Origin of the sequence: Actinomyces sp. Z5 (assembly GCF_003287795.1) — a bacterium.
GTDB lineage: Bacteria > Actinomycetota > Actinomycetes > Actinomycetales > Actinomycetaceae > Actinomyces > Actinomyces glycerinitolerans.
Window position 1 is genome coordinate 116,433 of the sequence record NZ_QMIN01000109.1, and the last position, 11,085, is coordinate 127,517.

Genomic DNA, 11,085 nt, shown 5'->3' on the forward strand with positions numbered 1-11,085 from the left:
TTACTTGCTTTAGGCGGTGGCGCGGCGGACAGAGGCGCCCGGGGCCAGTTCCTCGACGAGGGCCGCGGTAGCCGGATCCACTTCCGCGACCTCGTCCGCGCCGGTGGCGTTCAGTAGGGCTGCAACCTCGTCGAGTAGCTCGTCCTGCCCGCGGGCGGCCGCAAGGCGCAAGCGATCCCGCCACAGGCGCTGGTCGAGGTCGACCACCCGTAGTCCGGTGTCGACCGCGAGCGCCGCCCCGTCGGGGTCGGTGTCGTGCAGTAATTGGGCGGCCCGGTGTGCGGCGTCGGTGACGAGCGCGTCGGCCTGGCGAGCGGTGCGCACACGGGCCAGCCAGGCGTAGCCGCCGGCCGGAATCCCAGCGCCCACCGGACCGCGCACCAGTCGCAGCGCCTCGAGCAGCAGTTCTGCCTCGCGGTGGATATCGCTGCGTCGGGAGGCGGACAGCAAGGAGCGCAGCACGTCCCAGTCGCAGACGACGTCCGGGCCGAGAAGCAGTCGTCCCTCCTCGTCCTGGCGCACATGCGGGATGCCCTGGGAGTCGGTGCCAAGCCAGTCGCGTAGGCGCCGCACCATGGCGGCCACCACGTCGCCGGTGACGCCGAGGGGCCAGAGCATGGCACCGAGGGCCTCCGGGCGGATGCCCCGCGGGTGCAGGGCGAGGCAGATCGCCGCCTCGGTGAGCCGATCGCGGCGGTCCGGGTCGACCGTCCCCGGAGCCTCGACGCTGGCAGGGCCCAGCACCAGGATCCTGATGGCGGCCGAACGTAGCGCCACCGTGGACAGCGGGGGCTGCGGCGGATCCGGCACAGGTGGACGGGAATCGTCTCCCGGAGGCGCGGGAGCCGCGGAGCCCAACAGGCCGGCGAGCGCATCGAGTTCCTCACCCGTTGCCCGGGTGGCGGTCACGGCTACGCCCAGCGGGTCGATCCGCGCCATACCGGAGGCATCGATCTCAATGCGCCAGCGTGCACCCCGAGAAGGTCCGGTCCTGACGAGGCTGAGGTCGTGCTGTCCCGGTTTCGTGGCTTCCTGACCGGAGGTCAGGACGAAGGTCTGCTGGGTGTGCCGCTGGCCGGTGAGGACGCTGTCGGGGTCCACGGCCCGGGCCGGCGAGATGTCGTCGAGGCTGGCGACAGCATGCAGGCGATCGCCGACGATGCGTTGCAGGACCGCCGGCAGCCCCAGGGTGTATGCGAGGGCTCCCTGTGACCACGGGTTGGTACCGAGCTCGAGGGCGAGGGCGGTAATGAGTTCGGCGGCCATGGTGGGTTCTCCCCCAACCACCACGTCGCCGTCCGCCGCCCCCAGGTTGATGAGGATGTCTGCCCCATTCTCGTCGCGTCCGATGGTTACCAGTCCAGGCAGGGCTGTGCCGCCGTCCGCGTCACCGGCAGGCGCCGCCGGCTCGTCCCCGGACGGGAGGCTCCAGGTAGAGCCGTCGTCGTCGGTGGTCCACGGGAGCGGCGGTTGCGGGAGCGGGCGCGGCAGGAGCAGCCGGCAGGCCGCATCATCGATGACGACGGCGTAGGGCTCGGGACGCCCCGACACGGCGCCGAGCGAGCGCAGGATGCGATACAACCGGTCCGCGCGGACCGGGTCGGCGCCCACCCGCATGAGGCGTTCGAGTTCGAGCGCATCGTCTCCCGGGGCCGCCGCTATGGCGCGGCGCCGTCGATCGGCAAGGATGGCGGTGAAGGTGGCGGCCATGAGGGCGCCGATGGCGGGCATCTGGGCCGGTGGCACGTCCGGCACCGCGGCGGCCGCATTGCTGGCGGCCGCCACCGTATCGCTTGTACCCGCCGCGGTGTCACTGCTGGCGGTAGCACTGGGCGCAGAGGCATCCGCCTGCGCGGTCTCCTCGACGGGCACGGCGACGACGCGGTCCACGTCCTGCGCGGATTCGGGCACGATCAGGTACCAGCCGGGCTGAATGAGCCGGGCGAGTTCCAGCGAGCGGCCGTCGGGCTGGACCCTGCCGACGTTGAGATCGTAGATCTGCTGGTAGGCACGACCGTCGCCCAGGGTGCGCTCGGCGATATCCCACATATTGTCGTGATAGCGGCCGGCGGGTGGCTGGACCACGTAGACGCGCTGCCCGACGAGTTCGGCCCCGATGTCGGCGGGAAGCTCGGTATCGCCGAGCATGTAGCGGACGGATTGAGCCTGTTCTCCCGGGGAGCTCGCCTCGGTGGGCCCGTCCGCGCTGCTGGTGGCGGAAGCAGCGGCCTGGCTCAGTGACGGCGTCGTGTCGGCGGCCTGCGTCTGCATGGTCGCGACCGGGGGGAGTTCCGGGGCGGACACGGGCGCTGCGACGGCAGCGGGAGCGGCGACGGCGCCCAGCACCAGCGCGGAAGTCACCAGCCGCCGTACAAGTGCCTGCGTGCCACCCGCCAGCGGCACATGCGCGGGCAGGCCGCGGCCGCGCAGCGCAGAGATCACCTCGACGACGGTGCAGACAGTGAATTGCAACCAGGCGAGCCATACCACCCAGCTGAGCACGCCGAGCACGGTCTCAGCGGTGACGGCGCGGGTCAGCAGTGAGGCGTCCAGGTGCCGCGGCAGCGGCGGCAGCCCAGCTTGCCACAACAGCAGGCAGGGCAGGCCGATGATTACGGCCCCCAGCACCAGCACAGACAGGATTGAGCGCCACAGGGGCTCGCGCCGCTCCGGGGTTGGCGCGCGGAAGCGAGCCGGACCCGGTGCCGTGCGCTGAAGTGTAGGGGTCACATTTCCTCCTGGTTGATGCCGACTGCGGCGTGGGCGTCACCGAAGACACTCACGTGCACGGTGCTTACGCCCACGAAGCGGAGCATGGTCGTGGAAACGTCGTCCTCTAGCGTGACCACCACGTCCTGGCCGGTTGTGACAACAGAGAAGCGGTCCGCACCGATGCCGGTGGCATTCAGGTAGCTGGCTGCTGCTGAACGTGCCCCCGCCGAATCGAGGCTGATTCCGCCAGCGCCACGCAGTGACCCGGCGGAGACCTGTTGGGCGCCGGCACGGGCGGCCTGTTCGGCAGTGTCGGCCAGGGTGGCACGGGCATTGAGCACCCGGCCGCCGTCGATGCATAGTCCGGCCAGGGCCATAAGCACCGCAACGACGATTACGGCGAATACCGAGGTGGATCCGCGTTCCTTGCGACAGGCGTTCATCGGGTTCCCCGCCAAGTGTCTACCGGGGAGATCGAACTGGAGGTGACGGTTGTGGTGCCGGGCAGGAAGACCAGCCCGAGGTCGGCCAGCCGCACCTGGCAGCTGACGGTCACCTTCACGGAGCCGCCACGGGAGAAGCCGGACACGTCCGTGTCGGACCTGCACTCGGCGGCGGCGGTGTCGGCTACGGCCAGGCTGGAGGCGGCCGCCGCTGCCGCCGTGCCGGCAGAGCGTTCCATCGAGGCGGCGCGGGCGGCATCACGGGCGGCGGCCTGGGTCATGCCCTCCGCGGAGACCCAGCGCCCTGCAGCGACGACGAGCATGACCACCATGAGCAGAGCGGGCGCGATAAGGACCATTTCGACCGACATGGTGCCGCGCTCGCCACGCCACCGGGGGCGACGGCGCGCACGTCGTCGGGAATAGGTGCGCACGGCGATCCTCATGTGTCCTCCCTGAAGGTCTCGATCGGCGCGGTGACGGAGGCCTCGATGCCGGGGGCGAGGCCGGCGACAATATCCATGGAGGCACCGGTCACGGTGACCCGAGCCTCGTCGCCGTCTATGTCGACGTGCACGTCGACATCGGTCAGTGCACGGCCGCTGCCCACCCGCGTGGCATAGCGGGCGCCGTCGGCCTCGGCCTGAGCGACCTGAGCCGGGGCGGTGCCGCCGTCGCGCACTATCCGAACCGTCTCCCGGGCGGTGGAGATGGCCACCTCATGGCCGTACCAGGACAGCGCGACCTGCACGGTGATGAGGATGATGAGCATCAACAGCGGGAAGAAGACCAGGAGCTCCACCGAGGAGGCCCCGGTCTCCGCCCGCAGTCGCTTGCAAATCCAGGCAGACATGGTCACCCGTTGTCGCCGCCGCCGTTGTTGCCGATCGTCGGCACCTCGAGGTTGGAGGACGCGTCCTGGACCAGCCCGTAAACGACGCGTCCGACCAGGGCGGCCAGGGCAATCAGGAAGCCGGTGATGATGACCCACTCGACCGTGGAGGCACCCTTTTCGCCGGCGTGGGCGTTCAGGCGGCCCCGAACCGTACCGGCGAGGTCACCGGCGAGGATCTGGAGTGTGCACATTAGGCGGAGCATGGTGATTTCCTTTCTGCAGGGTTTTCTGGGTGATTTGTGGCGCGGGAGTACCCGGTCAGGTACTTCCCATGATTCCGGCGAGGGCCGGATAGACGAGGAACACGATGAACCCCATCGCGATGATCAGCTGTGCTACCAGCATGGATTCCGAGCTCTCCCCCGCCTTGCCCTCGGCGTCGGCCAACTCACGCCGCCGCATGCTGGTGGCGCGGGCGGATAGGGACTCGCGGATCTTGGCGCCGTCTTCGGCGACGAGCGCGAGCGCGGCCGAAAGGTCGCGCAGCTCGTCAATCCGCAACTGGTCACCGAGCTGTCCCATGGCGGCCCAGGGGGTCTCACCGCGAAGGCGCGCGGCAGCCAGAGCATCCCGGATGCGCACCATCGCCGGGTCGTCGGACAGTGTCGCGGCGGAGTCGAGGGCCTCGGGCACGCCCCGACCGGCGGCCAGGGACATGGACACCAGGTCCAAGTAGGAGCCCACCACGTGCCGGAAGTCCCGGCGCGCCGCATCTGCCTGCCCACGCAACCTGACGGTGGGCAGGATGACCGCGAGCGCGCCGAGTACCAGGCATGCCAGCACGGGCGTCTCCCAGGAGGTGATGCTGCCGAGCGCGGTAGCCACCCCGACCAGGGTCAGTGGCGCGGCAAATGCAGCCAACCCGCACATGAGCGAGATCACCAGGTGCCGTTCCAGAGACCGCCCCACCATGGCCAGGTCGGATGACAGCGAGCCCAGGCCTATGCCGGTGCGCCTTAGCAGTGCCGCCGAGCGGAAGCCGACCGTGTCCAACCAATCCGGCAGCGCGCCCTCGGCCGGGTTCAGGCGGCGGGCGTCGCGGCGCAGCCGAGCCTCATCACGCTGCGTGTCCAACTCAGCCAGTGCCGGAGCCGGCTGCACCCGCGGCGGCACGAGGATGAGCGTCAGCAGCAGCACGCCGGCCCCGCTGACGGCACCGCCGACCAGAATCCAGATGCTCATGCGGCACCCCCGTTCGTGACGGTCAGGAAACGGCGCGGAAGGACCACGCCGGCCAGGCGTCGCATCCACATCAGACCCACGGCGAACAGCCCCACCACCACGAGCAGGACCAGCTGTCCCTGGACGCTGGAGTACGGCTCCACGAAGCTTCGGTTGAACAGCGCTAGCGCAAGCATCACCACGATGGAGAAGATCACGACGATCTGCGCAGAGCGACGGGTGCCGGCGCGGGAGGCCGAAACTCGCTGGCGCATGTCCAGTTCGGCGCGTGCGGTGTCGGCCAGTGAACCGAGCAGCTGACGCAGTCCGGGGCCACGCAACCGCGAGTTCATGATCAGCGCGGACACCATCAGGTCTGCCGTGGGATCGTCCAGATCGTCAGCGAACTGCCGCAGGGCGGTACCCATGGGCACGCGCACGCGCATCCGGTCGGCCAGCAGTGCCAGGTCCTCGCGGATGGCCGGGGCCGCGGCGTAGACGGTGGCGGGGATGGCCTGTTCCAGGCCGACTGCGCCGGCGATCGTGTCGCGCAGCGACTCCGCCCAGGCGGCCAGCGCCTCCACCTTCGCGGCTGCCTCCCGCTCCTGTCGGGCGCCACCGAACAGCAGTGGCCACACCAGCACGAGCACACCGCCCGCCGCAGCGAGCACGACCCAGCGGGTCAGCACCAGCACGGCGAGGGCGACTCCGGCGGCAAGCAGGATCCGGCGCAGGTCCCGCCGGATCAGCGGCTTGCGGCCGGCTTCGGTGTGCGAGGTATGGGCGGGAAGCGGGTCGACGCCCATGATGAAGGTGATCAGCAGGAAGGCTCCGGCACCCACGAGGGCGCCGGCGAGCAGGGCTGTCATGGCGGTCGAGTTGTGCATCAGGCCCCCCGCGCATACGTGGCAACCGGGTCGTAGCCGGCCTCTATCAGATCGGCGATGCATTCGATGGGCGCCGCCGGCTGGGCGTGACCGGAGCCGTCGTCGGCGAATATCTCGCTGGACAGCACCCGTCCGTCGACACCATTGACCTCACGCACGGAGGCCACATAACGGCGCATGGAGCCGCCCTCACTGAAGCGGTTCTCACGGGTGAGGAAGATGACGAAGTCGACGGCGCCCGCGATCAGCAGGTTGGTGGCGTCCTGTGGCAGATGCTCGGCGGACTGGATGGCGTAGGTGGCGATGCGGTTGAACACCTCCGCCGAGGAGTTGGCGTGGATGGTGGACAGGGAGCCGTCATTGCCCTGGCTCATGGCGTTGAGCATGGTGACGATCTCGTCTCCCAGTACCTCACCGACGATCACGCGCGAGGGATTCATGCGCAGCGAGCGCCGCACCAGGTCGGCCATGGTGATGGCGCCGGCGCCCTCGGAGTTCGGCAGGCGCTCCTCGAAGGCGACCACGTTGGGGTGCAGGTCAGAGAATTCTCCGAGGCCGAGCTCGAGCGCACGCTCAACGGTGATGAGCCGCTCTGACGGCGGGATCTCATTGGCCAGCGCACGCAGGAAGGTGGTCTTGCCGGCGTTGGTGGCACCGGCGATCATGATGTTCTTGCGGGCGCGCACCGCGGCCGAGCAGAAGGCGGCCAGCCGGGGGCTGATGGTGCCCAGGCCCACGAGCTCATCCAGTCCCACCTTGTCCAGGCGGGCGCGGCGTACCGAGACGGCGGGGCGGGAGCACACGTCCATAACGGCCGACAGGCGCGAGCCGTCCGGTAGCCGCAGATCGAGCTGTGGGTTGGCGGAGTCGAAGGGGCGGGAGGCGAGACCCGAGTAGGAGCCGAGTACCTGGACCAGTTCTACGAGCTCGTCGTCGGAGTCGGCTACCGGCGCCCCGCGTTCCTCCCGCCCATCGGCGTACTGGATGAAGACGTTGTCGTAGCCGTTGATGTCGACATTCTCGACGTCGGGGTCCTCCAAGAGAGGCTGAAGCCGCCCGACGCCGAACAGGGCTGCATGAATGCCCTGGGAGACCTCTTCCTCCGCCTGGGCGTCCAGGGGACTGCGTCCGGCGGCGATCTCGGTGCGCGCGTACTGCTCCAGCACGCGTCCGATCAGGGCCCGGGCGAACTGGCGCTCGTCCTCCGGAGTCATGGGCGGAATGCCGGAGGTGGCGTCGTCGTGCCGCTGCTTGGCGAGTAGGTCGGCAACCTGCTCGCGCATGGTGCGTACGAGGTTCTGGTCCACACTCATCGCCGCACCACCAATCCCGCCAGAACGGCGGCGAGTTCCCGAGCGGAACGCACCAACAGCGTGTTCTGCAGCGGGCGGGGTCGCCGTCCCGACAGGGCGTCCGCCGCCGCATCGTCATGCGCGAGAACGCCAACCACCGGTACGTCCAAACCTCCGGATTGCAACAGCTGGCCAAGGGCCTGCGCCTCGTGGCGCTCTTTCCAGCGGGCGACGAGCAGTACGCCGAGTTCGGGCCGCTCGGCTCGGTGCGCCGTCTCCTCGGTGATCCAGCGCAGGCGTTCACGCAGGTGCCCGTACTGGTCGACTCCTGGGCGGCTCACCAGCAGCAGGCGATCGGAGGCAAGCGCTACGGCCAGGCTGGGGGCGCCCGGTGTGAGTCGCCCGACGTCGGCGATGACGTCGGTCGTGCCACGCAGGCTATGGGCGACGGCCGACCAGCCGGCGCCTATGGCTGCCGCCTGATCAGGACGGGCCAGGCCGACGAGCACCTTCAGGCCACCGTCGACGGCGGTCAAGTGCTCATCCAGAGCAGCCCGAGACTCGCGTCGTGCCGCGGCAGCCAGCGAGACGAGACCCCGCGAGGAATCGATGGGGTGGCCGGACTGGGTACGCAGCCTGTACATCAGGTCCGAGCCGGCCGGGTCCAGTTCGGCCAGGCGCACGTCACGCGGCCAGATGGCGGCCAGCACGTGCGCTGCGGTGGTGGCGCCGGGCGAGCCCTTGGCGGAGGCGACCGAGATCAGCATCAGCTCTCTCCGATCGGCTGGTCGGTGGCGGTCAGGACCACGGCTATGCTCCCGCCCGCGCCGGCCTGGGCGAGCGCGGCGGCGTCGGCCTCATCGACAATCAGGGACAGCACGCAACCGGAAGTCCAGTCATTGTCCGAACCGGAGGTGGAGACCGCAGTGAGCACCTGCGCATGGCGGACCGTGACGGCGCCGCTGCCGGTGTCAACCACGTCCACCACATCACCCGCAGCCAAGCCCCCCGCGGGGAATCTACCGATCTCAAGCGAGACACCGACCACCTGGGTGCCGTCGCCGGGCAATGGCGAGTTCAGCAGCTGAGAGGTGTCGAACAGCTGGCCCTTGGCGATCTCTGTCCGCGCCGTCTGCCCGACCAGCTGCTCAGCTTGGCTGGCGGGGATGAGCGTGTCGAGTGTGGACGAGACAGGCGTCGAGACGAGGTCATCCTCGGTGATTACCGCGCCAGCAGCGACCGTGCGGGCCGCTGCGAGCATCTCGACTCGATGGTCGGCGCGAGTAGCAAGCAATCCAGCCAGCAGCGCCCCGCCCACGATCAGCAGCACCGCCAGCGCGGCCAACAACGGGCGCCTCTCACCGGGGGCCGCAGGCAGGCGCGACGCGGTCCGCTCACGCCGAGCACGGCTGGACGACACACCACGGGCATCGCGGTCACGACGCCGAAGGACACGCCCGTCCTGGGGCTGAGACATGTTGGAAACCTCGCTTGGGAGAAAGGATGAGACGGACGTACGTTACCTCGAGTCCCCCGGTCACACCATGACAACTTTGCGAGCACGTTTGAGGCAATGACAACACCTCCGGCCAGCGGAGGGCACAAATCCGCAGAAACTAGCCGCATCCTCGAAGTGACACCTCGAAGCCTCCGACGCCTCGCATGGGTAGTTCTACCCGAAGCGCTTGCGCCGACATCCTCGGCATGGAACCCTAACAGTTACCCGGTACGCGAGCATCATCACGTACCCATCTCTCAAGCGACAGAGACAAGCGACAGAGATGTATCCGAACCTGAACTCGAGGAGTTACTAGTGGCAACTACCACCGCAGATCTCGACACCCTTGAAACTCTCTACAACACCCTCAAGACCGATGTGGACTCCGCCCACTCGATCCACTCGGACACGGACACGGCACTGCAGAACGCGAACTGGGAGAGCCCCAACGCGCAGTCCTTCCGCGCCGCCTGGGACGAGTTCAAGCCCAAGCTCACCGCCTTCGAGGCCGTCCTGGCCGACGCCGCGACGGACGTGGCGCGCAACCACAACAACATCGCTGCGGCCAACGGCGTGACTGACGCCGCGGATCTCGCTGACGTCGCTTCGTACGACGGCTGAGTCTCCTCGCAAGCGACACGCATGGGGCGGTCGGCGTTCGGGTTGCATGATCCGGCACGCCGACCGCCCCTGCCTCTTAAGACCATCATTCCAAAACACACACGTCCTCCGAAGTCCGCACCACGCACAGCCTGCGATCCAACCCTCACACTGCAGAGGCTTTCAATGACGCCAAGCCACCCCATCACTATCGGCCGGACCGACATACAGCCGCCATCACCCACCACTCGCCCCCGCCGACGCCGTCTGTCGGCAGGCCTGCTGGCCCTGCTGCTCACAAGCACACCCCTGGTGGCGTGCTCGTCTGAGTCGGACGACAACTCCTTGAATATCCCTACTTATGATCCGGAGGCTGCCGCGTCGGCGGAGGCGTCGGAGTCGGCTGCCGCCGCTGAGGCGTCTGCGTCGGCTGCGGCCTCGGCGGAGGCTGCGGGTGTGGTGACGGCGGAGTCGTTGTCCACCGACCGGTACGTGGTTACCTCTATCCCTGAGGATCTGGATGAGCAGCAGACTGAAGTCCTGAAGGCCTTCATCAACTACGACCAGGTCACCTGGAACATCTGGTTCACCCGCACCGGCGTAGAAAACGCCGAACCACTCATGACTACAGAGGCATACCAGAGGCTCAAGAACGGCTTCGAGGAACTCGGTGATGGACATACCGATGGGACGGTCAGAGTTTCGGTTAAGGTGGTCACCGCTGTCGACTACGTGGGGGCACAGGTCGCGATCTGCGGCGATCAATCGGATCTTGTGGCCTACGATGCGGACGGGAACGACATCAGCAATCCCGAGACCCTCCAAGGCCGTTATGAGACGGTTATCACCATGACATACGATGATGGGACTTGGAAGGAATCGGATGAAACAACTCTGACCGTAAATGAATGTGTGGCATGAAAATGGCGAACTTCAGAACTCGATCGCTGCCGATAGCTTGCGTCATGCTGTTGTTCCTCGCCGTGTCGGCCGGGTTTGTCCCGGGTGCTTGGGCAAAAGAGATCCAAGACGTCCATGCCGGTTCGGGTTCGTCTTCCGGCTCGGTGTCCGCTAGCGAGGATGGTTCGGTGACTATGACGGTTACCGCCCAGTACACGTCGGCTGCGGCAGACGGATCCGGCTCGGGTGGCGCGACGGTGTCGTCGCAGTCGGTGACTGCCGCGGTGCATCCGGTGTGCTGGTATAGGCAGGACAGGACGGGTGAGGAGGTTGCCGAGTGGCTCGATTCGGGTGAGGCCCTCAGACAGGCCTCAGTTCATGGCGGTCGGCCGGAGAATGACAAAATCATCAAGGGCATGTATCCGGACTACGGCTCCTACGCCGATGACACTGAGGGGCACTGGTACCTGCCGTGGTGCGATTGGACGTACTACAACGGCGACGATGCGCAGGAGTTCCAGCAGCTTCTCGGGCAATTCACCTCGAATGGCCCCGTGTATGTTCCCGCAGGCGAGTCTGCTCCCGCCCCGGAGGTGGATGGTGAGACGTTGGCGCGGGCGGCCTGGGATGCGGTGACGATCCCGACCGCCACGATCGGCTACAACCCCAGCGTCGGGGATGTGGGGGCCACGATCGT

At 68.1% G+C, this 11,085-nt stretch carries 12 protein-coding genes and 1 pseudogene; 3 read left to right on the forward strand and 10 right to left on the reverse strand.

Going from position 1 to position 11,085, the window contains the following annotated elements; genetic code table 11:
• Positions 1–9 precede the first annotated feature (9 nt).
• The 10 genes from DRB06_RS14680 to DRB06_RS14725 are packed head-to-tail and all read right to left on the reverse strand — an operon-like array spanning position 10 to position 8,867.
• On the reverse strand, positions 10–2,730 hold the full coding sequence (locus DRB06_RS14680; protein ID WP_111820349.1) for a hypothetical protein: 2,721 nt from the start codon (positions 2,728–2,730) through the stop codon (positions 10–12).
• On the reverse strand, positions 2,727–3,155 hold the full coding sequence (locus DRB06_RS14685) for a TadE/TadG family type IV pilus assembly protein (protein ID WP_111820350.1): 429 nt from the start codon (positions 3,153–3,155) through the stop codon (positions 2,727–2,729). The genes DRB06_RS14680 and DRB06_RS14685 overlap by 4 nt, the downstream gene beginning before the upstream one ends.
• On the reverse strand, positions 3,152–3,601 hold the full coding sequence (locus DRB06_RS14690) for a TadE family protein (protein WP_073332640.1): 450 nt from the start codon (positions 3,599–3,601) through the stop codon (positions 3,152–3,154). Before DRB06_RS14690 ends, DRB06_RS14685 begins: the two co-directional genes overlap by 4 nt.
• Positions 3,598–4,008, reverse strand: a complete 411-nt coding sequence (locus tag DRB06_RS14695; protein ID WP_073332643.1) for a TadE/TadG family type IV pilus assembly protein — start codon at positions 4,006–4,008, stop codon at positions 3,598–3,600. Before DRB06_RS14695 ends, DRB06_RS14690 begins: the two co-directional genes overlap by 4 nt.
• Positions 4,009–4,010: 2 nt before the next feature.
• The gene (locus DRB06_RS14700) at positions 4,011–4,253 is read right to left on the reverse strand and encodes a hypothetical protein (protein WP_108966893.1); all 243 of its coding nucleotides are present in this window, start codon (positions 4,251–4,253) and stop codon (positions 4,011–4,013) included.
• 55 nt (positions 4,254–4,308) lie between these two features.
• Entirely contained in the window at positions 4,309–5,232 is a 924-nt protein-coding gene (locus DRB06_RS14705; protein WP_073332648.1) for a type II secretion system F family protein, read from the reverse strand.
• Entirely contained in the window at positions 5,229–6,080 is an 852-nt protein-coding gene (locus DRB06_RS14710) for a type II secretion system F family protein (protein ID WP_258522284.1), read from the reverse strand. Before DRB06_RS14710 ends, DRB06_RS14705 begins: the two co-directional genes overlap by 4 nt.
• Before the next feature lie 17 nt (positions 6,081–6,097).
• Positions 6,098–7,411 carry a CpaF family protein gene (locus tag DRB06_RS14715; protein ID WP_108966887.1) on the reverse strand — a complete coding sequence of 438 codons (1,314 nt, stop codon included), beginning with the start codon at positions 7,409–7,411 and terminating at the stop codon, positions 6,098–6,100.
• Positions 7,408–8,157 (reverse strand): hypothetical protein, encoded by a 750-nt coding sequence (locus DRB06_RS14720; protein WP_073332657.1) that lies wholly within the window; start codon positions 8,155–8,157, stop codon positions 7,408–7,410. The genes DRB06_RS14715 and DRB06_RS14720 overlap by 4 nt, the downstream gene beginning before the upstream one ends.
• The gene (locus DRB06_RS14725; RefSeq protein WP_111820352.1) at positions 8,157–8,867 is read right to left on the reverse strand and encodes an SAF domain-containing protein; all 711 of its coding nucleotides are present in this window, start codon (positions 8,865–8,867) and stop codon (positions 8,157–8,159) included. Before DRB06_RS14725 ends, DRB06_RS14720 begins: the two co-directional genes overlap by 1 nt.
• Before the next feature lie 336 nt (positions 8,868–9,203).
• Here DRB06_RS14725 and DRB06_RS14730 point away from each other — a divergent pair, with 336 nt between their 5' ends.
• The 3 genes and pseudogenes from DRB06_RS14730 to DRB06_RS16745 all read left to right on the forward strand — a co-directional run.
• Entirely contained in the window at positions 9,204–9,509 is a 306-nt protein-coding gene (locus DRB06_RS14730) for a hypothetical protein (RefSeq protein WP_073332661.1), read from the forward strand.
• A 324-nt stretch (positions 9,510–9,833) separates the two neighbouring features.
• Positions 9,834–10,409 (forward strand): hypothetical protein, encoded by a 576-nt coding sequence (locus DRB06_RS14735; protein ID WP_146750913.1) that lies wholly within the window; start codon positions 9,834–9,836, stop codon positions 10,407–10,409.
• Positions 10,406–11,085, forward strand: a pseudogene (locus DRB06_RS16745) (hypothetical protein); the annotation flags it as partial. The gene DRB06_RS14735 and the pseudogene DRB06_RS16745, both read left to right, overlap by 4 nt.

Bases quoted from the DNA above. Each gene is read 5' to 3' on its own strand.
- DRB06_RS14710 (WP_258522284.1), bottom strand. From the start codon at position 6,080: ATGACAGCCCTGCTCGCCGGCGCCCTCGTGGGTGCCGGAGCCTTCCTG.
- DRB06_RS14695 (WP_073332643.1), bottom strand. From the start codon at position 4,008: ATGTCTGCCTGGATTTGCAAGCGACTGCGGGCGGAGACCGGGGCCTCC.
- DRB06_RS14720 (WP_073332657.1), bottom strand. From the start codon at position 8,157: ATGCTGATCTCGGTCGCCTCCGCCAAGGGCTCGCCCGGCGCCACCACC.
- DRB06_RS14690 (WP_073332640.1), bottom strand. From the start codon at position 3,601: ATGAGGATCGCCGTGCGCACCTATTCCCGACGACGTGCGCGCCGTCGC.
- DRB06_RS14685 (WP_111820350.1), bottom strand. From the start codon at position 3,155: ATGAACGCCTGTCGCAAGGAACGCGGATCCACCTCGGTATTCGCCGTA.
- DRB06_RS14700 (WP_108966893.1), bottom strand. From the start codon at position 4,253: ATGCTCCGCCTAATGTGCACACTCCAGATCCTCGCCGGTGACCTCGCC.
- DRB06_RS14715 (WP_108966887.1), bottom strand. From the start codon at position 7,411: ATGAGTGTGGACCAGAACCTCGTACGCACCATGCGCGAGCAGGTTGCC.
- DRB06_RS14725 (WP_111820352.1), bottom strand. From the start codon at position 8,867: ATGTCTCAGCCCCAGGACGGGCGTGTCCTTCGGCGTCGTGACCGCGAT.
- DRB06_RS14705 (WP_073332648.1), bottom strand. From the start codon at position 5,232: ATGAGCATCTGGATTCTGGTCGGCGGTGCCGTCAGCGGGGCCGGCGTG.